Source organism: Arsukibacterium ikkense (genome assembly GCF_000987775.1).
Lineage (GTDB): Bacteria > Pseudomonadota > Gammaproteobacteria > Enterobacterales > Alteromonadaceae > Alishewanella > Alishewanella ikkense.
The window spans coordinates 244478-268272 of the sequence record NZ_LAHO01000003.1 but is presented as its reverse complement, the minus strand read 5'-3'; the positions used below and the strand labels follow the sequence as shown (position 1 = coordinate 268272).

The 23795-nt window shown below is 48.0% G+C and carries 22 protein-coding genes and 6 tRNA genes; 16 read left to right on the top strand and 12 right to left on the bottom strand.

Translation table 11 applies throughout. The annotated features are described in order from the left end of the window. Window positions 1–26: 26 nt before the first annotated feature. A complete protein-coding gene (locus WG68_RS04920; protein ID WP_152663026.1) occupies window positions 27–209 on the bottom strand; it encodes a hypothetical protein in 183 nt (60 codons plus the stop codon). A gap of 181 nt (window positions 210–390) precedes the next feature. Here WG68_RS04920 and msrB point away from each other — a divergent pair, with 181 nt between their 5' ends. Beyond that, window positions 391–780 carry a peptide-methionine (R)-S-oxide reductase MsrB gene (msrB, locus tag WG68_RS04915; protein WP_046556520.1) on the top strand — a complete coding sequence of 130 codons (390 nt, stop codon included), beginning with the start codon at window positions 391–393 and terminating at the stop codon, window positions 778–780. A 131-nt stretch (window positions 781–911) separates the two neighbouring features. Beyond that, the gene (locus WG68_RS04910; RefSeq protein WP_046556519.1) at window positions 912–2372 is read left to right on the top strand and encodes a glyceraldehyde-3-phosphate dehydrogenase; all 1461 of its coding nucleotides are present in this window, start codon (window positions 912–914) and stop codon (window positions 2370–2372) included. Between the two features lie 134 nt (window positions 2373–2506). On the opposite strand, the gene cspE is transcribed toward WG68_RS04910, so the two are convergent. Both cspE and ald read right to left on the bottom strand, forming a co-directional pair. Next, the gene (cspE, locus tag WG68_RS04905; protein ID WP_046556518.1) at window positions 2507–2716 is read right to left on the bottom strand and encodes a transcription antiterminator/RNA stability regulator CspE; all 210 of its coding nucleotides are present in this window, start codon (window positions 2714–2716) and stop codon (window positions 2507–2509) included. A gap of 306 nt (window positions 2717–3022) precedes the next feature. Beyond that, window positions 3023–4144: an alanine dehydrogenase gene (gene ald / locus WG68_RS04900; protein ID WP_046556517.1), complete on the bottom strand. Its 1122-nt coding sequence runs from the start codon at window positions 4142–4144 to the stop codon at window positions 3023–3025. A 135-nt stretch (window positions 4145–4279) separates the two neighbouring features. Between ald and lrp the strand changes: the two genes are divergently transcribed. From lrp to serS, 5 genes are all read left to right on the top strand, one after another. Then, a complete protein-coding gene (lrp, locus tag WG68_RS04895; protein WP_046556516.1) occupies window positions 4280–4768 on the top strand; it encodes a leucine-responsive transcriptional regulator Lrp in 489 nt (162 codons plus the stop codon). Window positions 4769–4934: 166 nt separating this feature from the next. After that, window positions 4935–7409 (top strand): DNA translocase FtsK, encoded by a 2475-nt coding sequence (locus WG68_RS04890; protein ID WP_046556515.1) that lies wholly within the window; start codon window positions 4935–4937, stop codon window positions 7407–7409. Beyond that, the gene (gene lolA / locus WG68_RS04885) at window positions 7410–8081 is read left to right on the top strand and encodes an outer membrane lipoprotein chaperone LolA (RefSeq protein ID WP_052748967.1); all 672 of its coding nucleotides are present in this window, start codon (window positions 7410–7412) and stop codon (window positions 8079–8081) included. Window positions 8082–8086: 5 nt separating this feature from the next. Further along, window positions 8087–9433: a replication-associated recombination protein A gene (locus WG68_RS04880; protein ID WP_046556514.1), complete on the top strand. Its 1347-nt coding sequence runs from the start codon at window positions 8087–8089 to the stop codon at window positions 9431–9433. Window positions 9434–9556: 123 nt separating this feature from the next. Beyond that, window positions 9557–10846, top strand: a complete 1290-nt coding sequence (serS, locus tag WG68_RS04875) for a serine--tRNA ligase (RefSeq protein ID WP_046556513.1) — start codon at window positions 9557–9559, stop codon at window positions 10844–10846. Window positions 10847–10872: 26 nt separating this feature from the next. Here serS and WG68_RS04870 read toward each other — a convergent pair whose 3' ends face one another. From WG68_RS04870 to WG68_RS04850, 5 genes are all read right to left on the bottom strand, one after another. Beyond that, complete coding sequence (locus tag WG68_RS04870; protein ID WP_046556512.1) at window positions 10873–11214, bottom strand: TusE/DsrC/DsvC family sulfur relay protein; 342 nt, start codon at window positions 11212–11214, stop codon at window positions 10873–10875. Continuing rightward, window positions 11205–11471 (bottom strand): DsrH/TusB family sulfur metabolism protein, encoded by a 267-nt coding sequence (locus WG68_RS04865; RefSeq protein WP_046556511.1) that lies wholly within the window; start codon window positions 11469–11471, stop codon window positions 11205–11207. Before WG68_RS04865 ends, WG68_RS04870 begins: the two co-directional genes overlap by 10 nt. Next, window positions 11472–11828, bottom strand: a complete 357-nt coding sequence (gene tusC, locus WG68_RS04860) for a sulfurtransferase complex subunit TusC (protein WP_046556510.1) — start codon at window positions 11826–11828, stop codon at window positions 11472–11474. It abuts the gene before it with no gap. Further along, window positions 11828–12175: a DsrE/DsrF/TusD sulfur relay family protein gene (locus WG68_RS04855; protein ID WP_083981797.1), complete on the bottom strand. Its 348-nt coding sequence runs from the start codon at window positions 12173–12175 to the stop codon at window positions 11828–11830. Before WG68_RS04855 ends, tusC begins: the two co-directional genes overlap by 1 nt. A 70-nt stretch (window positions 12176–12245) precedes the next feature. After that, entirely contained in the window at window positions 12246–12911 is a 666-nt protein-coding gene (locus WG68_RS04850) for a Bax inhibitor-1/YccA family protein (protein ID WP_046556508.1), read from the bottom strand. Between the two features lie 161 nt (window positions 12912–13072). On the opposite strand from WG68_RS04850, the gene WG68_RS04845 reads away from it, so the two are divergent. The 9 genes from WG68_RS04845 to WG68_RS04805 all read left to right on the top strand — a co-directional run bounded on the left by WG68_RS04845 (window position 13073) and on the right by WG68_RS04805 (window position 17302). Beyond that, a tRNA-Ser gene (locus WG68_RS04845) sits at window positions 13073–13163 on the top strand. Between the two features lie 201 nt (window positions 13164–13364). Beyond that, window positions 13365–13455 (top strand) — tRNA-Ser (locus tag WG68_RS04840). 246 nt (window positions 13456–13701) lie between these two features. Next, window positions 13702–14343, top strand: coding sequence for a UvrY/SirA/GacA family response regulator transcription factor (gene uvrY / locus WG68_RS04835; RefSeq protein WP_456059087.1), 642 nt, complete (start codon window positions 13702–13704; stop codon window positions 14341–14343). A gap of 4 nt (window positions 14344–14347) precedes the next feature. Further along, window positions 14348–16165, top strand: coding sequence for an excinuclease ABC subunit UvrC (gene uvrC / locus WG68_RS04830; RefSeq protein WP_046556506.1), 1818 nt, complete (start codon window positions 14348–14350; stop codon window positions 16163–16165). 32 nt (window positions 16166–16197) lie between these two features. Next, window positions 16198–16755 (top strand): CDP-diacylglycerol--glycerol-3-phosphate 3-phosphatidyltransferase, encoded by a 558-nt coding sequence (gene pgsA / locus WG68_RS04825; protein ID WP_046556505.1) that lies wholly within the window; start codon window positions 16198–16200, stop codon window positions 16753–16755. Between the two features lie 123 nt (window positions 16756–16878). Beyond that, window positions 16879–16954: transfer RNA gene (locus tag WG68_RS04820), tRNA-Gly, on the top strand. Between the two features lie 31 nt (window positions 16955–16985). Then, window positions 16986–17059 (top strand) — tRNA-Cys (locus WG68_RS04815). A gap of 41 nt (window positions 17060–17100) precedes the next feature. Further along, a tRNA-Leu gene (locus tag WG68_RS04810) sits at window positions 17101–17187 on the top strand. 39 nt (window positions 17188–17226) lie between these two features. Next, window positions 17227–17302 (top strand) — tRNA-Gly (locus WG68_RS04805). A 67-nt stretch (window positions 17303–17369) separates the two neighbouring features. On the opposite strand, the gene WG68_RS04800 is transcribed toward WG68_RS04805, so the two are convergent. The 4 genes from WG68_RS04800 to WG68_RS04785 all read right to left on the bottom strand — a co-directional run bounded on the left by WG68_RS04800 (window position 17370) and on the right by WG68_RS04785 (window position 23610). Beyond that, on the bottom strand, window positions 17370–18821 hold the full coding sequence (locus WG68_RS04800) for an SLC13 family permease (RefSeq protein ID WP_046556504.1): 1452 nt from the start codon (window positions 18819–18821) through the stop codon (window positions 17370–17372). Continuing rightward, window positions 18808–19569, bottom strand: coding sequence for a pseudouridine synthase (locus WG68_RS04795; RefSeq protein WP_046556503.1), 762 nt, complete (start codon window positions 19567–19569; stop codon window positions 18808–18810). Before WG68_RS04795 ends, WG68_RS04800 begins: the two co-directional genes overlap by 14 nt. A 69-nt stretch (window positions 19570–19638) precedes the next feature. Further along, window positions 19639–21822, bottom strand: coding sequence for a hypothetical protein (locus tag WG68_RS04790; protein WP_046556502.1), 2184 nt, complete (start codon window positions 21820–21822; stop codon window positions 19639–19641). A 153-nt stretch (window positions 21823–21975) separates the two neighbouring features. Further along, the gene (locus WG68_RS04785; protein WP_200897538.1) at window positions 21976–23610 is read right to left on the bottom strand and encodes an electron transfer flavoprotein-ubiquinone oxidoreductase; all 1635 of its coding nucleotides are present in this window, start codon (window positions 23608–23610) and stop codon (window positions 21976–21978) included. Between the last annotated feature and the right edge of the window lie 185 nt (window positions 23611–23795).

The following is a 23795-nucleotide window of genomic DNA, read 5'->3' as shown; positions in this document are numbered from 1 at the left end:
AAAATGGTGCAATTGAAGTAAGTTGCTTACCCTGTCACAGCAATATTAGCAGCAATATCTGTGCCGATTATAGCTTGATAGAGAATTAAGGCGTCTTGTGGGCTAATTTGTAACTTACCGCGCCATTTCCCGGTTAATGGCTCAGCATGCAGTGGCGACACCAGCAATAAGCCAAGTACCAGGGTGAACCAAAATAGTGTTTTACGCATAATCATCTGTGTTGAATTGTCGGTAACGCCAACTCAGTGTATGACCTCTGTCTGGAAAAGGGGCCTTTTATGACAAACGGCATTTTTCTGAAATAAACGGCAAAATGCCACAATAACGCTAAGCTTGTAGTGCAACAAGAGTAGTGTAATGATCCTATGCTATCGTCAGCCGGAAGGTATTATGAAGTTAACTGAGCAACAGTGGCAACAACGTTTAACGGATGAGCAATACCGGGTAACCCGGCTAAAAGGCACCGAGTACCCCTTTACTGGTAAGTTGTTGCACCATACTGCAGACGGTACTTACCATTGTGTTTGTTGTGGCGCAGTGCTGTTTTCCTCCGATACAAAATTTGACGCCGGTTGCGGCTGGCCCAGTTTTTATCAGGCATTAGAAGGCAAGGTCAAATACCATAGCGATACCAGCCATGGTATGCAGCGTACTGAAATTCTGTGTAGCAGTTGTGACGCCCATCTTGGCCATGTATTTGACGATGGCCCCAAGCCAACCGGCCAACGCTATTGTGTTAACTCGGTGAGTTTAACCTTTCAGCACATAACAAAAACCTGAAATTGACCTGTAATGGTTGTGGTAAGGTTTCAAGATCTATTACAATGTGCCGCCTTTCGTAAACAAGCTGTACCCTACAAAGCAGCACGAGGCTCCGATTAATTCATTTTCTTGAAGTAAAAGGCCGACACATGACCCTATCACACGCAGAGCAGTACCAGAAAAGCTGGCAGGAGCGCCAGGAATACGCCGAAAATATGCAGCCGATCATTGGTCGGCTGTATCGTAACAAAGGAATTGAGGTGGTGGTATATGGCCGCCCGCTGGTTAATGCCACTACTATCGATATTATCAAAGCGCACAAAACGGTAGAGCGCTTTGAAGGCGATAAACTGCGGCTGCGCGAGAGTTTTCCGGTGCTGGAAGCGATAAGTAAAATGAACCTGGCGCCGGGCCGGGTCGATATTGGTAAGCTGGCATATGGCTTTTTGTTTAAAGACTCTGGCGCCGGTTTAAGCCTGGAGCAGTACTTGGCGCGAGAGCTGGCCGATATTCTTGATCATGAAGATCTAACCACCCCTGTTGACGTTGTGCTGTATGGTTTTGGCCGGATTGGTCGGTTACTGGCCCGGCTGATGCTGGAGCGTTCAGGCCCCAGCAGTAAACTGCGCTTAAAAGCGATAGTGGTGCGTGGCGGTAAAAAAGGTGATCTGGAAAAACGTGCCAGTCTGTTGCGTCGTGACTCTATTCATGGCCCTTTTAACGGTAGCATTACCGTGGATGAAGAGAATCAGGGCATTAAGGCTAACGGTACTTTTATCAAGGTAATTTATGCCAGTTCACCAGAGCTGGTGGATTACACGGCCTACGGTATCGACAACGCTCTGGTAGTGGACAACACCGGCATTTGGAAAGACGATACTGAATTAGCCATTCATTTTAAGAGCAAAGGTACGGCTAAAGTGCTGTTAACAGCACCGGCAAAAGGTGAGGTGCCTAATATTGTGTATGGTGTGAACCAGCATATGATATTACCAGAGCACAAGTTTGTGTCGGCAGCCAGCTGCACCACCAATGCCATTACTCCGGTTTTAAAGGCGCTGAACGACGAATTTGGCATTCGCAATGGTCATGTTGAAACCGTGCACTCTTATACTAACGATCAAAACCTGATTGATAACTTTCATAAAGCTGAACGGCGGGGGCGTGCTGCGCCACTGAATATGGTTATTACCTCTACCGGTGCTGCCAGTGCCGTTGCTAAGGCATTACCTGAGCTGAAAGGTAAACTTACCGGCAATGCTATCCGGGTGCCAACACCCAATGTATCTATGGCGATTCTGTCATTAAACCTGAATAAAGAAACCAGCCGTGAAGAGCTGAATGCCTTTTTGCAGCGCACTTCGTTATTCTCTGAACTACAGGATCAAATTGATTACACCAGTTCTACTGAAATAGTGTCGTCTGATTTAGTCGGTTCACGCTACGCCGGTGTGGTTGACTCGCAAGCCACTATCGTCGATGGTGACCGCTGCGTGCTGTATGTTTGGTATGATAACGAGTTTGGTTACAGCACCCAGGTTATCCGGGTTATGAACGATATGGCGGGCATTAAATACCCCACGTTGCCGGTAGCGCCAATCGCTAACTAGCAGTATGGTTACTTAGCAATAAAAAAGCCGCATTTTGCGGTTTTTTTATTACTAAGGCAGCTAGCCTTAAAACGTCAGCTAATAAAAAACGGCCGTTAAAACGGCCGCTTTTTTAAACTGAGCGAACGTTACTATTAAAGTACAGTTACGTTAGCAGCTTGAGGGCCTTTCTGGCCTTGTTCAATTTCGAAAGCAACGCGCTGACCTTCGTTTAAGGTTTTGTAACCTTCAGACATAATTGCACGGAAGTGAACGAACGCGTCAGCGCCGCCATTATCCTGAGTAATGAAACCGAAACCTTTATCTGCGTTGAACCACTTTACTACACCAGTTACTTTAGCCATGAATGACTCCTAAAAATTTTAATGAAACTAAATTACGCTTAATGCGCTGTTAGCCTGACTGTTAAATTTACTTATGCGGGCAAACGTGCGTGAATCTTCAGGGACATGACTTACTATGAAGCTGTGTAGCGAAGTTTTCAAAAACATTTTGTTACATAGGTCTGCTTTACAGGCCGGGGAGCAATATAACAGGTCTGAGCTGGATGTATAGCTTTATTATTAAAATAACGAAATTAATTGATCAAAAAAACAAAAAACCGGCCAAAAGCCGGTTTTTTAACAGAGGAAAGCAGTTTTTACCCTGGCTTATTTATTCGCAATTGCCTGCTCTGGTGCAACATAAGTAAAGCCCAGCGCATCGGCTACGCCCTGATTAGTCACTTTACCGTGGTAAACGTTTAAGCCTGCCAGTAAATGTTTGTCATCAAGCAACGCCTGCTTGTAGCCTTTGTTTGCCAGGCGAATGATAAAGGGCAGGGTAGCGTTATTTAAGGCAAAAGTAGAAGTACGAGGTACCGCTCCTGGCATATTGGCTACACAGTAGTGTACTACTTCATCAACAATATAAGTTGGATCGGCATGAGTGGTTGGCTTCGACGTTGCAACACAGCCACCCTGATCAATGGCGACATCTACAATGGCAGAACCAGGTTTCATGCGTTTGATATGCTCAGCAGTAATCAGCTTAGGCGCGGCTGCACCAGGCACCAACACGCCACCAATCACTAAGTCAGCGGCCAGTACTTCCTGCTCCAGCGCGGCAGCGGTTGAGTAAATAGCTTTTACTGCACCATTAAACTGAGCATTAATCCGGCGCAGTACGTCAACATTGCGATCCAGCACTGACACATCGGCACCTAAGCCTACCGCCATTTGCGCAGCGTTAGTACCCACCATACCACCACCGATAATGACTACTTTGGCTGGCGCCACGCCTGGCACTCCGCCTAATAACACACCGCGGCCACCACAAGATTTTTCCAGGGCACGCGCACCGGCCTGAATCGACATGCGCCCAGCCACTTCAGACATCGGCGCCAGCAGTGGTAAGCCACCTTTACTATCAGTGACGGTTTCATAGGCTATACAAACGGCTTTCGATTTAATTAAATCTTCAGTTTGCGGTAAATCCGGTGCCAGGTGCAGATAAGTAAACAGGATCTGGCCCTCACGCAGCAGTGCGCGCTCAACCGCTTGTGGCTCCTTTACCTTAACAATCATTTCAGCTTTGGCAAACACTTCTGCTGCGGTCGCCAGTACCACTGCACCGGTGTCGGTATAGTCTTCATCAGTAAAACCAATGCCAATCCCGGCATTGTGCTCAACATAAACACTGTGGCCATGGCCGATTAATTCGCGCACGCTGGCTGGTGTCATACCTACCCGGTATTCATGGTTTTTTATTTCTTTTGGAATGCCGATTATCATAATATTCCGCCCTGTTGGTTAGAGGTAAAATTTGTGCGCAGTATACAGCGTAAAATACAGAATTAATGCTTGTTTTAATGCCTTGGCTTAGTGCAAAATCCTGTTTAAATTTAAAAATAGGTGGTTTTCACTGTTATGTACTCTTTAAGTAAGAGCATCAAGAAGTTAGACCGTATTGACCGTAAAATACTGACCGAACTGCAGCACGATGGCCGCCTGGCGAATGTTGAGTTAGCCCGCCGGGTTGGCTTAAGCCCGACACCGTGCCTGGAGCGGGTGCGCAAACTTGAAGCAGAAGGGTATATCATAGGCTACACCGCTCAGGTTGACCCTCATAAAGTAGGGGCGGCCCTGTTGGTCTTTGTTGAAATTACCTTAAGTAAAACTTCACCGGAAGACTTTGATGAGTTTAGCAAAGCAGTGCAAAAACTGGCAGAAATTCAGGAATGTCATCTGGTATCTGGCAGCTTCGATTTTCTGCTGAAAACCCGGGTGGCCAATATGGCTGCCTATCGTGAACTTTTAGGGGAAACCCTGCTCAGATTGCCAAGTGTGCGGGAAAGCCGCACTTATGTGGTGATGGAAGAAGTAAAACAAAGTAGTTTTGTCGCGATGTCGCAATGAATCAGCCGATAAAGCCGCGGTTAATCTTCACTGTATTAGGCTTAGTCTGCTACTGGCATCGCTTTGCTGCAGGCTTGTTGTATAAAGGCACTGATGCACTTTTTTGCTGGCTCTGGTATGGTAGCAAGGTCTGCGCAGACAGAATAAAAATAATGAGGCCCATCATTTGCAAAGCAAACTATTATTTCCGTTAAATGGCGTACAACGCTTGCTCGAAGTTGGTTTAATCCTGTTCTCGGCCCTGGCGTTGTTCCTGCTGTTAGCATTGTTGTCGTTTGACCCGGCCGACCCAAGCTGGTCACAAACAGGTTATCAGACGTCTGTTAATAACTATGCCGGTCGTATTGGCGCCCGGGTGGCCGATATCTTGCTGTTTAGTTTTGGCTGGATTGCTTATCTGGTGCCTTTTCTGATTGCCGTGTTGGGCTATTTACTGTTTAAACGCTATCACGATGTGTTTGCGTTGGATTATCTTATTCTGGGCCTGCGCCTGATTGGTCTGGTGTTAACTCTGGTGTGTGCAACCGCTATCAGCAGCATGAATTTTAATGATATTTATTACTTTTCTTCAGGCGGGGCTGTTGGCGATATCACCAGTACGCTATTACTCCCGTCCTTTAATTTTATTGGTACCAGTTTATTATTACTGGCCGGCTTTGCCACTGGCCTTACCTTGATGACCGGCATTTCCTGGTTAACGGTGGCCGACTACCTTGGAGTCGCCTGCTTTAAAATCTGGCAGGGCATAGTAAACTTGCCGGCATGGCTGTCTGAACGTTTTGGCAGTGCACCGCCGGAAAGCGACGAATATGAAACGGCAGAGCCTGCTCCTTTGCAGCTGAGTCAGCCGCCTAAGCCTGTGCCATCGAAGCAGCGTGCTGAGCCTGCATTATTCAGTGAGCCTAAATTAACTGAGCCACTGCCGATCACGCCGCTGAATCCGAAAACTGAAGCGAAATCTTACTATAGCCTGGATCAACTGGCAGACGAGCAGTTGTCATTCAGTGCCGTGGATGAGCCCCTCAATCGTGAACATGTGTCTAAAACGCTGGCTCAACTGGAGCCAAGAGAGCAACTGGACCCGTTAATGCAATTTCCGGATGAAGAGGAGCCTGACGACAGCGAAGAAGTGCAACATAGCCTGGAAGAGTTACCGTCACTGGCCTTGTTAGACCGTCCTGACAAAGCACAAAATCCAATTGACCCGGTGGATCTGGAGCGGGTGTCGCGCTTAGTTGAAGCCAAGCTGCTTGATTTTAATGTAGAAGCTCAGGTTGTTGGTGTGCATCCGGGCCCGGTGGTTACCCGTTTTGAGCTGGATTTAGCGCCTGGGGTAAAAGTCAGCAAAATAACGGGCCTGGCAAAAGACTTAGCCCGCTCGTTATCCGCGATCAGTGTCCGGGTAGTAGAAGTCATCCCCGGTAAGTCATTTATCGGTTTAGAGCTGCCTAATCAGCATCGGGAAATTGTCCGGTTATCAGAAGTGATTGGCGATGAAATTTTTACCGAGTCGAAGTCGGCGCTGACCATGGTATTAGGTAAAGATATTGCCGGTAAGTCGGTGGTAGCTGATCTGGCAAAAATGCCACATTTATTGGTAGCCGGTACCACCGGCTCCGGTAAGTCAGTTGGCGTTAATGTTATGATCTGTAGCTTACTGTATAAGTCTACGCCGGATGATGTGCGTTTTTTAATGATTGACCCGAAAATGCTCGAGTTATCCATCTACGAAGGCATTCCCCATTTGCTTACCGAAGTGGTTACCGATATGAAAGACGCTGCCAATGGCTTGCGCTGGTGTGTCGGGGAAATGGAGCGGCGTTATAAACTAATGTCGGCCTTAGGGGTGCGTAATTTAAAAGGTTACAATCTTAAGGTAAAAGAAGCGATTGCTGCCGGCACACCGTTAAAAGATCCACTTTGGAAGCCATCAGACGATATGCGCAGCGAAGTGCCGTTACTGGAAAAACTACCGGCAATAGTTGTGGTAATTGATGAATTCGCCGACATGATGATGATTGTCGGTAAAAAGGTGGAAGAGCTGATTGCCCGCATTGCCCAAAAAGCCCGGGCAGCCGGCATCCACTTAATTCTGGCAACGCAACGGCCGTCGGTTGATGTGATAACCGGCTTAATTAAAGCTAATATTCCCACCCGGATCGCGTTTCAGGTGTCATCGAAAATTGACTCCAGAACCATCCTCGACCAGCAAGGCGCGGAGAGCTTGCTGGGGCAGGGCGATATGTTATACCTGCCACCTGGCTCAGGCGTGCCAAACCGGGTGCATGGTGCCTTTGTGGATGACCATGAGGTACATGCGGTTGTAGCTGACTGGAAAAAACGCGGTAAACCCAATTATATCTCTGAGATTTTAAGCGGTGAAACCAGTGAAGAAAGCCTGCTACCAGGTGAAACCCTGGAAGGTGATGATGGCGAAGCCGATCCGTTGTATGACCAGGCAGTGGCCCATGTAATTGAGAGTCGTCGTGCTTCAGTGTCTGGCGTTCAGCGTAAGTTCCGGATTGGTTATAACCGGGCTGCCCGGTTGGTAGAGCAAATGGAAATGAGTGGGGTGGTCAGTGGTCCTGGCCATAATGGTAACCGTGAAGTCATGGTGCCGGCACAACCTAAAGGGTATTAAATGAAAAAACTGGCGTTATTGGTAGCATTGTTCAGTAATCTGAGTCTGGCCCAGCAGCCGGCCACCGTGGATTTCGCCCCACATTTAAACCAGATCCAGCAACAACGGCTAAGCGCGCCTGATGGCAGTGCGCAGTTACTGGCTGAACTGGCCAGGATTGATAGTTTCTCTGCCCGCTATCAGCAGCAGGTATTTGACGAACAGCAGCAGTTATTGCAGCAAGGCGAGGGCAAGCTATTGCTGAAAAAAGTAGCCCGCTTTAGGTTTGAAGGCATTGAACCTGAGCCGGTTTTACTGGTTAGCGATGGTGAAAACCTGTGGTTTTATAATGAATTGCTGGAGCAGGTAAGCATCTATGATGCAAAAGCCCAGGTAGGGCAAACGGCTTTTGCCTTGCTGACGACCACTGATCCGGCCTTATGGCAGCAATATCAGGTGATTGCCCAGCAAGAGGTCTTTATTATTCATCCACTTGACAGCAATAACCCGGTGCAGCAACTGGTACTGGCGTTTAATAAAAATGGCCTGAGCGAAATGACGGTGATTGATATTAATCAGCAACAAAGCGTGTTTCGCTTTACAGGTGCCAGCTTAAACCCCGAGATTGATGATCAGCAGTTTGTATTTCGCATTCCGGATGGTGTCGATATCGATGATCAGCGTCAGCATTAAGGTTTATGGCTAATTTAGCGCTCGACTTCAGTGATGACATCCGGCCGTTGGCCGCGCGCCTGCGACCATTAAGCCTGAGTGACTATGTTGGTCAGCAGCATCTGGTGGGCCCGGGCACACCGCTTTATCAGGCCGTACTGGCCGGTAAAGTGTATTCGCTTATTTTGTGGGGCCCGCCGGGTACCGGTAAAACCACCTTGGCTGAGCTGATTGCCAGCCACGCCGATGCCAGCTTACAAAAGTTATCCGCGGTCACCAGTGGTGTGAAAGATATACGCCAGGCGATAAGTGATGCGCAGCAACGCCAGCAACAATATCAGCAGCGAACCTTATTGTTTGTTGATGAAGTGCATCGGTTTAACAAATCGCAACAAGACGCGTTTTTACCTTATATTGAAGATGGCACCATTATTTTTATTGGTGCCACTACCGAAAACCCAGCGTTTGCTCTGAATAATGCGATTTTATCCCGCACCAGGGTATGTGTATTAAAAGCCCTGACTGATGCCGATTTACATCAGGTAATGCAGCGTGCTTTAACCGATGAAAAAGCAGGCCTGGGGCTGTTAGGGTTAACAATAGCAACTGATGCCGAGCAGCTATTATTGCAACTGGCTAACGGTGATGCCCGCAAATTACTGAATATTCTGGAGCAGGCAGCAGAACTTAGCATGGCAGATGCTGCTGCCAGCCGCGTGATCACCAGTGCATTGCTTAAGCAGATAGTGCCACGACAACTACCGGGTTTTGATAATCAGGGCGATATGTTCTACGACCTGATATCGGCATTTCATAAATCAGTAAGAGGCTCAGATCCCGATGCGGCGTTGTACTGGTATTGCCGCATTTTAGCCGGCGGCGGCGACCCATTATATGTGGCCCGCCGTTTACTGGCGATTGCCAGTGAAGATATTGGTAATGCTGATCCCAGAGCATTAACCCTGGCCCTGAATGCCTGGGATACCTTTAACCGGGTAGGGCCGGCAGAGGGCGAGCGCGCTATTGCTCAGGCGGCAGTCTATCTGGCGCTGGCGCCCAAAAGCAATGCGGTATATACCGCGTTTAAGCAGATGCGCAAGCTCGCTGAAGAGCTGCCTGATTATCCGGTACCGCTGCACCTGCGCAATGCCCCCAGTAAACTGCAACAGCAACTGGGCCATGGCGAAGGGTATCGTTACGCCCATAACGAACCGGGAGCCTATGCTGCTGGCGAGAGTTATTTACCAGCTGAACTGGCAGATAAGCGGTTGTATCAGCCATCAGACAGAGGCATGGAAAAGCAACTTGCTGAAAAGTTGCGCTACTTACGCCAGCTGGACGCGCAAAGCCCGCAGCAACGCCATAAAGAATAAGCTTTCTTTTCACTATGTTTAACGAAGGCATTTCATTTTCTGCCTGAGCTGGTTAATATTCGGGGCTGTTATTTTAACCTTGTCTGCCAGTTTTGGCTTCAGCCGACAGAAGAACTGATTATTATGCTAGATCCAAAATTTTTACGTACTGAATTAGCGGTGACTGCGGCACGTTTAGCCAGCCGCGGTTTTATCCTGGATGTTGATAAATTCACCGCGCTGGAAGAGCAGCGCCGGGTATTACAGGTACAAACCCAGGAGTTACAGAACCAGCGCAACAGTAAATCTAAGGGCATTGGTCAGGCCAAGGCCCGCGGCGAGGATATTGCACCGCTGCTCAAAGAAGTTGATGGTTTAGGGGCTGAGCTGGATGCTGCCAAAGCTAAGTTAGATGAAGTATTAGCAGAAGTTGAGCAACTGGCCTTAACCATCCCTAATTTGCCGGATGAGTCGGTACCGGTAGGCAAAGATGAGACGGAAAATAAACTGGTGCGTCAACTGGGTGAGCCCCGCCAGTTCAATTTTCCGGTAAAAGATCATGTTGAGCTGGGCGAAGCCTTTGCCGAGGGCCTGGATTTTGCTGCCGGGGTAAAACTCGCTGGTACCCGCTTTATTGTGATGAAAGGGCAGATGGCACGGCTGCACCGGGCATTAGCGCAGTTTATGCTGAATTTACACAGCGGCGAACATGGCTATACAGAACTGTATGTACCCTATCTGGTTAACCATACCAGTTTATACGGTACAGGGCAGCTACCAAAGTTTGGTGCTGATTTATTTCATACCCAGCCGGCAACAGAAGAGGGGCAAGGCCTGGCGTTAATACCAACCGCTGAAGTACCGGTAACCAATCTGGTACGCGACAGCATTGTTGATGCCAGTGAACTACCGCTAAAGTTTACCGCTCACACCCCTTGTTTTCGCAGTGAAGCTGGCTCTTATGGCCGGGATACCCGCGGCCTGATCCGCCAGCATCAGTTTGATAAGGTGGAACTGGTGCAGCTGGTACAGCCAGAGCAATCAATGCAAGCGCTGGAACAACTCACCGGCCATGCCGAAAAAGTACTGCAGCTATTAGGTTTACCGTACCGGGTGATGCTGCTGTGTACTGGTGATATGGGCTTTGGCGCCAGCAAAACCTATGATCTGGAAGTATGGTTGCCGGCGCAAAATACTTATCGGGAAATTTCATCCTGTAGCAATATGGGTGATTTTCAAACCAGACGGATGCAAGCGCGCTACCGCAGCGCTGAGATGAAAAAGCCTGAGTTGTTGCACAGCTTAAATGGCTCAGCATTGGCCGTAGGCCGCACCTTGGTAGCGATTCTGGAGAACTACCAGCAGCCTGATGGCAGTGTTGAGATCCCTGAGGTACTGAGGCCATATATGGCAGGCCAAACCCACCTTAAATAAAGTAGTAACTCTCCCGCTCGTGACGGTTACAAGCAACGAGCGGGTTTAGGTAGGCCAGCCAGCCGGGTTGCTTGTTTCGCCGGACCGTGCGGAAAAAGCATAAACAGATATTTGCTATTGCCTTTATCTGGCCCCAGCTGCTGCGCCATAGCTTTGACCAATACCCGGATAGCGGGTGAGGTACCAAATTCCTGATAAAAATCCCGGACAAACTGAATCACTTCCCAGTGGGCGGTGGTTAAGGTTATTTTTTCCAGCTTGGCAAAATGCTCTGCTACGGCCGGTTGCCACTGGTTCAGGTCAGCCAGATAGCCATGCTTATCCAGCGCCAGCGGTTGACCAGCTACGGTAATATAAGCTAGCGCCATAACAGTACCTGCGACGCATTGGCACTGAGTTCTACCCATTTCTCAGCAGTAATTGGCTTGATGCCAGCAATGGGCGTGATCTGGCGCACCATCAGATCCGAACTGAGTGCCAGTATCATGCTGCAAGGCCAGCAGATATCGTTGCGGGCGGCCAGATAGACTGCATCCTGGCGTAGTAGCAGGGTGTCTGTGCTGTCGCAGATCAGTGCCAGCTCTGCAATATTGACATCCGGGCGCGTCAGGTTAATCAGTTTCATTTAAATACACACTATTTGTTGCTGAGTAGCCAACAGCTGCTTTAACTGCACGGGATCAACCTGCTGTGCCGGTAACGCTAAATCGTTGCTATCGAGTTGGCGTTGTTGCAGTGACTGCTGGCAAACGTAGACGTGCTCGATATCATACAGTCCAAATAACTTAAAGCTCTGCTGGTAATATTTCAGCGGGAAATTGCTTTGTTGGTTAACGGCCAGTAACTGGTAAACTGCATCAGCACAAAATATCAGGCTAAGCCTGTGCTCAACGGCAGCCAATGCCAGAGTAAGATCAAGCGCTTCGCGCCCGGCGCTACTATTATACGGGCTTTGCCGTTGTAAAATGGCGATATGTTGCATCAGAACTGTACCAGCTTAGTGTTAGCCAGGCGTATGGCAAACTCAGCCAGGCCTGCGCTAATAAAACCTGTTGTGGCTGGCACCAGCCCACGTTTTTCAGCCGCGGTGACGCAATATAACAACGGGATTTGTTTCGCCTGGCAAAAGTCGGCCAGTTGCTGGCTTAAGTTAGGCTCATCTGTGGGTAAATCGATTGTGGCGGCTGCCGCCATTACCGCATCCTGGTACAAGAAAACCTGCGCAACCGGGTAGCCGCCCGCAATGGCGGTGCGGGCAAATTGCAGGGCACTGGCAAAATCCTGGCCAGCCAGCGGGCTGGTGGTTAACATCAGGCTAAAAGCAGTCAAGGTGGCCTCATAAAAAAATACCCCGTACAGGACGGGGTATTCTAGCGCAGCTTATTGTTTCGGCAAAGAGTTAGTCGTCGCCCATAATGCCCAGCAGGCTCAACAGGTGAACGAAAATATTAAAGATGTTCAGGTATAAACCAACAGTAGCGCGGATATAGTTAGTTTCGCCGCCATGAATGATCCGGCTGGTATCAAACAGGATAAAACCAGACATGATCATGATAATGGCAGCACTGACTGCCAGGCTAAGTGCCGGGATAGCCAGAAAGATATTGGCAATAATAGCTACCAGCGCGACAATTAACCCCACCATTAAAAAACCGCCCATAAAAGAGAAGTCTTTGCGGGTGGTTAATACATAGGCCGATAAGGCAAAGAAAATAACAGCGGTACCGCCCAGTGCCTGCATAATCAGACTTGGACCATTAGCCAGGCCGGCATAAGCATTTAATAGTGGCCCTAAAGAGGCGCCTAACGCACCGGCAAAGCCGAATACCCAGAAAATGCCACTGGCAGAGTCAGCTTTCTTGTTAACGACAAATAACATAATAAAGCCAGCAACAAAGCAGACAATGGATGCCAGCGGCGACAGGTTCATTGCCATAGCGATCACCGCAGTTAATGCGCTGAATGCCAGGGTCAGGCCCAGTAAAAAGTAGGTGTTGCGTAGTACTTTGTTTATTTCAATACCGCTACTGACGGTGTTGATACTACTGGTTTCTCTGTAAGACATATGCAGTCTCCTTTAGCTGAATAGTATGTCACGTTTGGCTGTTATCATACTGACTAAGTTCCCGTAGCTCCAGTAGTTATCTGATAAAAATCAGCAACCACTGAAAATTTTTAACTTTTGGCTTTCTTTTCTGAGCCAAACTGATTAGTATACGCAGCGCTGGAGGGATGGCAGAGCGGTTTAATGCACCGGTCTTGAAAACCGGCGTGGGTTAATAGCCCACCGAGAGTTCGAATCTCTCTCCCTCCGCCACTTAACCTAATAGTTATAGTGCAGTATACGCAAGCCACCGCAAGGTGGTTTTTGCGTTTTTAGCAGACAGTAATCGCCGTTAACGTTCAAATAATATTGAAAAATGCTGCTTTGCTGGCTGATTTATAGCCAAACAGCCAAAAGCTGATAAAAAGCGCTTTACAAAGCCGGGGGGAGTTCTTAATATTCGCCCCGTAGCGCGGAGGGATGGCAGAGCGGTTTAATGCACCGGTCTTGAAAACCGGCGTGGGTTAATAGCCCACCGAGAGTTCGAATCTCTCTCCCTCCGCCATTTTATCTGCAGTAACTATTTTCTCCCGACCTTTGATTCCTCCCGAAATTCATATTTATCAGCCGATGTTAAATTGTTTTGGAATAATGTTTCCTAATTTTTTACCTTTCTGGCACACTAATCACTGAAAACGCCGAGATCAATAATAATGGTGTCGAACCAGTTAGCAGAAAAGCTTAGGCTCGACTATGCTAACGGCATAAAAATACTAAAAACCAGTGAGACGGAGAAGCCAAGTTGATTAACGTGTTGTTAGTTGATGACCATGAGCTTGTACGAACTGGGATCAGTCGCATACTAATGGATGAGCGTGGTATCAAGGTGATAGGCGAAGCTGGCTCCGGTGAAGAAGCTCTGCAATTTTGTCGCCAGCATGAACCCGATGTTGTGCTGATGGATATGAACATGCCAGGTATGGGAGGCATGACTGCAACCAAGCGCATATTACATTTTTGCCCGGATATTAAGGTACTGGCATTGTCAGTATCGTGTGAAGAACCGGTGCCTACCAAAGTAATGCAATTGGGGGCGGCAGGTTTTATTTCAAAAAATTCAGCGCCAAAGGAAATGGTGTCTGCTATTCGTAAAGTGTATAGCGGCGTGCGGCATATTTCTGATGAAGTGGCGCAAAAAATGGCCTTGGCTAAGGTTAATAACCATAGCGAAAATCCGTTTGAGGGTTTATCTGATCGAGAGCTGCAAATCATGCTGATGATCACTCGTGGTCAGAAAGTTACTGATATTGCTGAGCAGCTGAATGTCAGTGCTAAAACCGTTAACTCGTATCGTTACCGGATGTTTGAAAAATTAGCGATAAGCGGTGATGTAGAATTAACCCATCTGGCGTTACGCCATGGCATGATTGACATTGCCAAGGTGTCCTCCTGATTTGATGTTTGATCCTAAGTCTTTTTTAGCTTCAGTTCCTGCTCAACCTGGTGTCTATCGGATGTTTAACCAGGCTGAGCAGGTTATCTATGTTGGCAAAGCCAAGGATCTGAAGAAGCGCCTCAGTAGTTACTTTCGTCAGCAGCTGGATAGTGTTAAAACCCGGGCCTTAGTGGCACAAATAGCCAGCATTGACATTACGGCAACCCATAGCGAAACTGAAGCACTGATCCTGGAAAATAACCTGATCAAACAGTTTATGCCCAAGTATAATGTACTGCTGCGCGACGATAAGTCTTATCCCTATATCCTGATATCTGAGCACAAGCATCCGAGGATCAGTTCGCATCGCGGCCCACGCAAACACAGCGGCCAGTATTTTGGTCCCTATCCCAATGCCGGCGCGGTCTGGCAAAGCCTGAAAAGCTTACAAAAAATTTTCCCTATCCGCCAATGCGAAGATGGTTTTTACCGGGCCCGTACCCGGCCCTGTTTGCAATATCAGTTAAAGCTTTGTTCGGCGCCCTGTGTTGGAAAAATATCGGATGAAGATTATGCTGAGCAGGTCCAACTGGCCAGTTTGTTTCTTAGTGGAAAAAATCAGCAAGTGGTCGAGCAGCTGGTACAGAAAATGAATCTGGCCAGTGAGCAACTGGCTTTTGAGCAGGCGGCCAGTTTTCGCGATCAAATTACCGCGCTTCGTAAAGTGCAGGAACAGCAATATGTCAGTGGCGAACATGCAGAGTTAGATATTATTGGTTTTGCCAAGTCGGCGCAGGTGGCAGTAGTGCATGTGCTGTTTGTGCGCCAGCAAAAAATTCTGGGCTCAAAGTCATATTACCCCAAGGTGCCCGCTAATACTGAGCCGGAAGAAGTGCTCAGTGCCTTTTTACTGCAGTTTTATCTCAGTGGTGGTGGTGGTCAGCAAATACCACCAGAAATTATTGTACCGCTGGCACTGGACGATGCTGAATCACTGGCCGATGCTGTCAGCGAAGCTGCCGGGCGCAAAGTGCGGATTATTGCTGCCAAGCGGGGTGAAAAATCGCAATATCTGAGCCTGGCGCAAAAAAATGCAGAGCTTGCTTGTGACAGCCGGCAATCAGCGGGCCAGAAAATGCAGTTGCGTTACTCAGCCCTGCAGTTGTTACTTGGGCTTAGTGACCATATTAAACGGATGGAATGTTTTGATATCAGCCATACCATGGGGCAGGCGACCATTGCCTCTTGTGTGGTATTCGACGGTGAGGGCCCTTATAAGCAGGAGTATCGCCGCTACAACGTTACCGGTATCACCGGCGGCGATGACTACGCAGCAATGCAGTTCGCCCTGCAGAAGCGTTATAGCCGCCTGACAGACGAAACAAAAATTCCGGATATTATTTTTATTGATGGTGGTCAGGGCCAGCTGAATATTGCGCTGGCACAGTTTGCGCACTGGCCACACCAAAAGATGCCACTACTTATCGGTATTGCCAAAGGAATTAGCCGTAAACCCGGCCTGGAAACACTGATCCTGGGTGATAGCGGCAAACAATTGCATCTGCCCGGTGACAGCCCCGCTTTACATTTAATTCAGCAAATCCGGGATGAGGCTCATCGCTTTGCTATTACCGGCCATCGTAGCAAGCGTGGCAAGAGCATGAGTAAAAGCCCGCTGGAAAATATTGCCGGGGTAGGTGAGAAGCGTCGTCAGGCATTATTGCAATATTTAGGTGGCTTACAGGGGGTATTGAAAGCGTCGGTCGCTGAACTTAGTTCAGTGCCGGGTATTTCCCGCCAGCAAGCAGAAAAGATTTACCAGGCTTGCCATAACAAGTAGCATAGCGGCATTGTTTCTGTGAGAACTGTTATATGTGGAATATTCCCAATCTGTTGACTATGTTCAGACTACTGTTGATCCCGGTATTTATTTACTGTTTTTATTCTGGCTGGGAACACTACCGCTTCTGGGCCGCGCTGGTTTTTTGTTTAGCGGCCATTACTGATGCGCTCGACGGCTATTTAGCGCGGAAACTGCAACAGTCGACACCTTTTGGCGCCTTTTTAGACCCGGTAGCCGATAAAGTGATGGTAGCGGTGGCGCTGGTGGTATTGGCTATTCATGAGCAGTCACTGTGGTTCAGCATTCCGGCCATTATTATTATCAGTCGTGAAATTGCGATATCAGCGTTGCGCGAATGGATGGCTGAAATTGGTAAGCGGGCCAATGTGGCAGTTTCCAATCTGGGTAAATATAAAACTATTGCCCAGATGCTGGCACTAATCGGTTTAATCTGGCAGCCACAATTTGCATTGTTAGCCTGGTTTACCCCGGTGGGCTATGCCATGTTATATCTGGCGACGATATTAACCCTGTGGTCAATGTATCAATATGTCAGTGCGGCCTGGCAAGATTTGTCGCAGCAGTAGTAAACATGTTCGCAAGTCAGTTAAAATTTAAGCAGTCAGTTGTAAAACTACTAATTTGTTATTGACTGGCTTAATTAAAACAGTAGAATGCGTCACGTGTTAAGGCACATGGCCATAAGCATTGCGAGTATAGCTCAGCTGGTAGAGCGCGACCTTGCCAAGGTCGAGGTCACGAGTTCGAACCTCGTTACTCGCTCCAACTCTTAACAAGAGTAAAGCACTGTTTGATTGGCGGGTTGGCAGAATGGCCATGCAGCGGATTGCAAATCCGTCCATCTCGGTTCGACTCCGGGACCCGCCTCCATAACGCGGCTGTTAGTGTTAACCAGTTACAAAAAGTTGTCTGCCCGGGTGGTGAAATCGGTAGACACAAGGGATTTAAAATCCCTCGCTCGAAAGGGCGTGCCGGTTCAAGTCCGGCCCCGGGCACCATTTACTTAAGGCGTTAAGCCTGAGTAATACCAGAGTTTTGCGAGTATAGCTCAGCTGGTAGAGCGCGACCTTGCCAAGGTCGAGGTCACGAGTTCGAACCTCGTTACTCGCTCCAAATTAGAAAAAGCAGCCTGTTGGCTGCTTTTTTGCTTTCTGTTATTTGCTTTTTTCCTGACTGGTATTTAGAAATCAAATAAATAGGGGCTGATAAACCAGACTGCTGCGGTTATTACCAGTATGGCCAGCAGGTTTAATACAAAGCCAGCTTTAACCATATCGGCAATTTTCAACTTACCCGAGCTAAATACTATGGCATTCGGTGGTGTGGCTACCGGCATCATAAAGGCGCAACTGGCGGCGATAGCGGCCGGGATCACCAGCATAGAGGCACTGGTGTTCAGTGACACCGCAACCGGGCCCAGCAATGGTAAAAAGGCCGCGGCAGTGGCGGTGTTGCTGGTAACCTCGGTTAAAAAAATAATAATGGTGGTGACCAGGACGATAAGCAACAGTAAGTTAATGGCACCCAGTGCCCCCACCTGGCTGGCGATAAAGTCTGCCAGGCCAGATTTCTGAATTTGCGCCGCTAAGGTTAAGCCCCCACCAAATAAAATTAAAATGCCCCAGGGCAGTTTGGCGCAATCTTCCCACACCAATACCCGTTGCCCGCTTTTAAAGCTTACCGGGATGATAAACAACAAGCTGGCACAAAAGATCGCGGTTAGGGTGTCATTTAATGGTAAACCAGTAATACGAGTCAGCCAAATCCGTAAGATCCATAAACTGGCGGCCAGTAAAAACACTGCCAGCACTATTTTTTCGGCTCTTTGCATCGGCCCGAGCGTCGCCAGCTTATCCAGGTACAACTGACGGCTGATTTGCACTTCATCCCGGGCAAAACGGAAATGGCATTGAGTCAGCCAGTACCAGGCGCCTATTAACATCAGTATTGCCACCGGCACGCCTAGTAGCATCCATTCGGCAAAGCCAATTTCCAGCTGATACTGATTACGCAGGTAACCGGCCAGCAAGGCATTAGGTGGAGTGCCGATTAAGGTGGCAACGCCGCCGATACTGGCCGCGTAGGCAATTGATAACAACATAGCTTTGGCAAATTTATCGCTGATATTGTCCTGCATACCGATGATTGACAGTGCTATGGGCAGCATCATTACCGCTGTCGCTGTATTGGACATCCACATCGACAAAAAAGCCGTGACCAGCATAATACCGGCGATTTGCTGGCTGGGTTTACTACCAACCATCAGCATGGTTAACAGGGCTATGCGTTTATGCAGGTCCCAGCGTTCCATGGCGATAGACAGCATAAAACCACCGAGAAACAGAAAAATAAGCGGGTCGGCATAGGGGGCAGTCACATTGGCGATGGAATCCAGACTGAGTAAAGGGATGACAATAATCGGCAACAAAGATGTTACCGGAATGGGCACGCTTTCACTTATCCACCATATTGCCATCCATGCCGTCAGGCCACTGAGTAACCAGGCGGCTTCAGACATGCCAGTAAACAAAGGCTCATTCAGCAAGACCAGTAAAAATACGGCCGGGCCTGCCAGCAGCGGTAATACATAGCCTGCATTAAGCCGGTTCATCTCCATGCTATTCTTCGTCATCCTGTTCGGCGCCATTGCAATCAGCAGTCGTTTTACTGGAGTGTGCCAGCAACTGCTCCATTTGTGTTATTTCATACTTATCCAGTAAGCGCCACTGGCCAGCTCGTAGCTCGGCTAAACGCACATGCATGATCCTGGTACGCTTTAGTTTTACCACTTCATAGCCAAGAAATTCAGCCATGCGACGGATTTGCCGGTTCAGGCCCTGGGTAAGAATAATCTTAAAGGTATTTTTCGATACCTGAGTAACGATACAGGGTAAGGTTACAGTGTCTAGAATAGGCACGCCACTGGCCATTTTATTAATAAAGTTGGCGGTGATTGGCTTATTAACAGTAACGCTGTACTCTTTTTCATGGGCATTACCGGCGCGCAGTACCTTGTTAACGATATCGCCATCATTGGTCAGAAATATCAGCCCTTCGGAAGGCTTATCCAGCCTGCCAATGGGGAAAATACGCTCTGGATAACCAATGGCGTCAATGATATTGCCTTTAACATGACGCTCAGTAGTGCAGGTAATACCAACCGGTTTATGGTAAGCCAGATAGATGCGGGCAGGCTTTTCTTTTAATGGCTTGCCTTCCACCAGTACTTCATCACTGGCAGAGACTTTTAAGCCTACTGCGGCAATCTGGCCATTAACAGTGACTAAACCTTGTTCGATATAGTGATCGGCTGCCCGGCGGGAGCAAAAACCAGTGTCACTGATAAATTTATTTAAGCGATATAGGGTAGGGTCTGTCATCAGATTCTTGAGTCAGCGAAAACAAGCCCCTATTTTAGGGGCTTGGTACACTATCAGCAAGCCTTAGCCTTACTCTGTAACGGCTGGTTTTTTCACAGCACTGTTATTAAGCGAAATAACCTTGGTTTTACTGATTTTATGCCGGTAAATTTCCCGCAGATACTTGATGGCCTTTTTGACGCTGTCGCGACTAAGCCTGATATCATTAATGGAGATAAATTTATCTTTATTGTGAATCAGCTCACGATACTTTTTCTCGTACATGGGTTTGATAGCATACCAGTTGGTATCGAGAATTTTTGCTGGGTTTTCAAACTCATTCAGCATAGCGTCGACTTTAGTTTCATCAAACTCGTCACTACGAATAAAGTCCAGCATTGCCTGGTCCAGTTTTTCATCAAAGCGGTAACTGTCTTTGGCAAAACAGCGTTTGATAAAAGCAACAATTAACGTTAAAAAATCGTCGCTTAAACAGGGGCTTTTCACAATGAGCGTGGTCAGCGAAATATTGGCTGAGGCACCAATTACCAAAGCATAGCGTTTTAAGGTGGTATTCGGGAACAGGTTATTCAGATGCGATTTTAAACGGTTTAAATCCATGTAGGATAATTTATAGTCTTTCGGTAACGAGACAATAGACACCACCGATGAGCAGTTTTTGAAAAAATGCAGATCATTTAACTCTGCTGCGTTATAACCATTTTTAACGTAGCTGGCCAGCGTTTGGCGGTAACGACCCGATTCAATAGGCAGCAGGCTGATCCCTTCAATGGCCTGGGTCACTTTATTAAAATGCGGCAAGTCGATTGAGCGGAAAAACAAGTCATCAATATTCAGGCCGCCGCCATTTTTATCAAAAATTTTGCTTTTCTCGGCATTATCCCGCTGGTTAGGTGGAATGACAGATTCAGCATAAGCCACTGCAACCGGCCCGGCCAGGCTCATAAATAAATCGTTGGCATCCAGGCGGATGGTTTCGCCTATATCAATACCGGCGCGGCGGAAATAGTTTTCGTCGTAATCAGTGGTGACAGCCTGCGCCGTCAGGATGTTAAAAATTTGCTGAGAAATATACTGGTTGGCATACTTTTCCATGGCGTTAACATCGATATGCTGAATATCGCCATCGTCAGTTTCCTCGGCATAACGCATAATATCATTTGAGATCAGCATCATCGCATTCCAGGGACGGATGCGATGCATTACGCTGGACTCGCTGCTGTCTTCGTTATCAAAGTTGTAGGAAAAATCCCATTCCTCCGCCAGATATTTACACAACAAGCGGCCGGCATTGATATGCAGCGCTTCTGACATTTCCACGCCGTGGTCAGAAATGTTGGGCAAAATGCAGATGCCACTGGTGAAAATAGGTTCGAATACAAAGGAGTGGCCGCGGTTTTCTTCATCTTCGGCAACCGGCCTGGTGTCAAAGGTTTTGCTCATATAAGCATATTGCTGGGCCAGGCCAAATTCTGAGGCCATACCCGAGCCCGTGCCGCCACCGGCACTGAAAATGTAAAAATATAAGCGTGACTGGTTGGCTTTAATACCGCAGGAATCGATCAGATAAGAGTGTATATACTTCCATTCGGTATTAGAAAAACGCTGCGTGTCTTTGTTTAAGATAATTTTAGCTAAGTACTGGCCAAGAATAGGGGCATTACCCGCACCGCCAGCATGCACTTCAGATAAGTCCATTATTTTCATTTTGGTGTAATCATGCAAAAAACCGCTTTTCTCGCCTTTATGGGAGAAGCGGATCCGGCCTTCAATATCTTTATCTAAATCGCCCAGCATCACTAAGGGTTCAATTAAAAAGACTGGCTTTAAACTGTTGGTAGTACTTAAATGCAGGCTGCGTTTAATCCAACGCATCGGGCGGTATTCTTGTTCCCGGCTTTGCTTTTCTTCGTTATTAAATTCATTTAAATAGAAGTTTCGGGCGCTGTACACTAACGACGCGACATCCAACGCAATGTTGGAGCCACAGCGACCAAGCCCAATTAAACAGACCGACGGGAAATGCTGCTGCTTACGGTTCTCCAATTCGTTGTCGGTTTGCACCTGCGGAAAGACACTGGTGCGCAGCGCATCCAGGTTAGCCAGGATCCGATTGAGGTCTCGTTCGGTAAAATACATGTAGCCTTCACTGGCAAAAGCAACAGGTGTATCCGGCTGAGTTGCTTCAGGTTTTGCCTTCGGCGTTACCGTAGTGACACTGGTTGGTTGTTTACTTATAATTTTATTTGTCATGACGCTATTCCCGGTTAATGCATAAAAGCCAGAGCGTAACAAAAACACGCTGGTTTAAACGTAGTCGGGATTTCAGATGATTACAATTTTGGCCATAAAAAAAGCAGCGCTGCCAGCACTGCTTTTCAGTAGAAGCTTGTTAACAAACAGCTATTACATATTTGGATAGTTAGGGCCGCCGCCACCTTCTGGGGTAACCCAGGTAATATTCTGGCTGGGGTCTTTTATATCGCAGGTTTTACAATGAATACAATTCTGAGCATTAATTTGTAAGCGCGGTTGTTGTTTATCATCTTCGACAATTTCATATACCCCTGCCGGACAATAACGTTGCGCGGGCTCATCATATTTAGCCAGATTAACCTGTACCGGAATGGTTGGATCAGTCAGTTTTAAATGACAAGGTTGCTCTTCTTCATGGTTGGTATTGGACAGATAGACTGAAGTAGGGCGATCGAAACTGAGAATATTATCGGGCTTTGGATAAATAATCCTGGTGGTAGTGCTTGCCAACTTCAGCTGGGCATGGTCGCGGCTGTTATCGGTCAGCGTGAATGGCAGCTTACCACCAAACCAGTTTTGCTCAATGGTATTGAACACACCGCCCCAGAAAGTACCAAATTTATGCATGGCCGGGCCGAAATTTCGCGAGCGGTATAATTCGTCATACAACCAGCTTTGCTTAACGGCAGTGGCATATTCGGTTAAGTCTCTGCCACCGGCATCGTCGCTGTTAAGCGCCGCAAAGACGGTCTCTGCCGCCAGCATGCCCGATTTCATGGCAGTATGGTTGCCTTTAATTTTGGCAAAATTTAAGGTGCCAGCATCGCAGCCGAGTAACAAACCGCCATTAAAACTCATTTTTGGCAGGCTGTTCAGGCCGCCTTTTGCAATGGCGCGAGCCCCGTAGCTGACGCGTTTGCCATCGGCCAGATACTGCTTAATGACCGGATGTTGTTTATAGCGCTGGAACTCTGCAAAAGGGTCCAGATGCGGGTTGCTGTAGTTTAAATCAATAATTAAACCTACCACCACTTGCTGGCTTTCTGCATGGTATAAATAGCCACCGCCTGAGGCGTCATTCGCCAGAGGCCAGCCGGCCGAATGCACAACCAGCCCCTGGTGATGGTTAGCCGCCGGCACATCCCAGATTTCTTTAAAGCCAATGGCATAGTGTTGCGGTGACGCTTCTTTGTCCAGCTGATAGTGTGAGATAAGCTGCTTACCCAGATGACCACGGCAACCCTCAGCAAACAAGGTGTATTTAGCTCGTAATTCCATGCCGGGGGTAAAGCTGTCTTTCGGCTTTCCTTGCCGGTCCAGCCCCATGTCACCGATCAGAATGCCTTTTACTACATTATCTTCCAGTAGTAATTCACTGGCAGCAAAGCCCGGGAAAATTTCCACGCCCAGCGCTTCTGCCTGTTCAGCCAGCCAGCGACACAAATTGGCAACAGACACAATATAATTGCCGCTGTTATGCATGGTTTTCGGTACCGCAAAACCTGGCAGTTTACGGCTGCTTTGTGCGCCGGAAAACAGGTAAATATCATCGTGGGTGACGGGAGTGGATAGCGGCGCGCCCGTTTCCCGCCAGTTTGGTAATAATTCATTCAGTGCTCTGGGCTCAAATACTGCCCCGGATAGAATATGGGCACCGACTTCAGAGCCTTTTTCCACCACACAAACGGTGATGTCTTTGCTGGCCTGCTGTGCTTGCTGCATTAACCGGATCGCGGCCGACAAGCCGGCTGGCCCGGCGCCAACGACTACTACATCGAACTCCATAGCTTCTCTTTCCACGATGCTGACCTCTTGGATGCTTATATTTACAGTATTCACTGTGTTTATTGTGCTGATAAGGGTATTGCAGGTTGACGTTAACGTCAACAGTAAGTAGATTGTGCTGCACTACACATTCTAACCTTTACCTTAACGTAAAGCTGCTGCCAGGCAAGTAATTGCACGCATTT

What these genes read in the sequence shown, in the direction of transcription:
- WG68_RS04920 (WP_152663026.1), bottom strand. Translation starts at nt 209, where the DNA reads ATGCGTAAAACACTATTTTGGTTCACCCTGGTACTTGGCTTATTGCTG.
- msrB (WP_046556520.1), top strand. Translation starts at nt 391, where the DNA reads ATGAAGTTAACTGAGCAACAGTGGCAACAACGTTTAACGGATGAGCAA.
- WG68_RS04910 (WP_046556519.1), top strand. Translation starts at nt 912, where the DNA reads ATGACCCTATCACACGCAGAGCAGTACCAGAAAAGCTGGCAGGAGCGC.
- cspE (WP_046556518.1), bottom strand. Translation starts at nt 2,716, where the DNA reads ATGGCTAAAGTAACTGGTGTAGTAAAGTGGTTCAACGCAGATAAAGGT.
- ald (WP_046556517.1), bottom strand. Translation starts at nt 4,144, where the DNA reads ATGATAATCGGCATTCCAAAAGAAATAAAAAACCATGAATACCGGGTA.
- lrp (WP_046556516.1), top strand. Translation starts at nt 4,280, where the DNA reads ATGTACTCTTTAAGTAAGAGCATCAAGAAGTTAGACCGTATTGACCGT.
- lolA (WP_052748967.1), top strand. Translation starts at nt 7,410, where the DNA reads ATGAAAAAACTGGCGTTATTGGTAGCATTGTTCAGTAATCTGAGTCTG.
- WG68_RS04880 (WP_046556514.1), top strand. Translation starts at nt 8,087, where the DNA reads ATGGCTAATTTAGCGCTCGACTTCAGTGATGACATCCGGCCGTTGGCC.
- serS (WP_046556513.1), top strand. Translation starts at nt 9,557, where the DNA reads ATGCTAGATCCAAAATTTTTACGTACTGAATTAGCGGTGACTGCGGCA.
- WG68_RS04870 (WP_046556512.1), bottom strand. Translation starts at nt 11,214, where the DNA reads ATGGCGCTAGCTTATATTACCGTAGCTGGTCAACCGCTGGCGCTGGAT.
- WG68_RS04865 (WP_046556511.1), bottom strand. Translation starts at nt 11,471, where the DNA reads ATGAAACTGATTAACCTGACGCGCCCGGATGTCAATATTGCAGAGCTG.
- tusC (WP_046556510.1), bottom strand. Translation starts at nt 11,828, where the DNA reads ATGCAACATATCGCCATTTTACAACGGCAAAGCCCGTATAATAGTAGC.
- WG68_RS04850 (WP_046556508.1), bottom strand. Translation starts at nt 12,911, where the DNA reads ATGTCTTACAGAGAAACCAGTAGTATCAACACCGTCAGTAGCGGTATT.
- uvrC (WP_046556506.1), top strand. Translation starts at nt 14,348, where the DNA reads ATGTTTGATCCTAAGTCTTTTTTAGCTTCAGTTCCTGCTCAACCTGGT.
- pgsA (WP_046556505.1), top strand. Translation starts at nt 16,198, where the DNA reads ATGTGGAATATTCCCAATCTGTTGACTATGTTCAGACTACTGTTGATC.
- WG68_RS04800 (WP_046556504.1), bottom strand. Translation starts at nt 18,821, where the DNA reads ATGACGAAGAATAGCATGGAGATGAACCGGCTTAATGCAGGCTATGTA.
- WG68_RS04795 (WP_046556503.1), bottom strand. Translation starts at nt 19,569, where the DNA reads ATGACAGACCCTACCCTATATCGCTTAAATAAATTTATCAGTGACACT.
- WG68_RS04790 (WP_046556502.1), bottom strand. Translation starts at nt 21,822, where the DNA reads ATGACAAATAAAATTATAAGTAAACAACCAACCAGTGTCACTACGGTA.
- WG68_RS04785 (WP_200897538.1), bottom strand. Translation starts at nt 23,610, where the DNA reads ATGGAGTTCGATGTAGTAGTCGTTGGCGCCGGGCCAGCCGGCTTGTCG.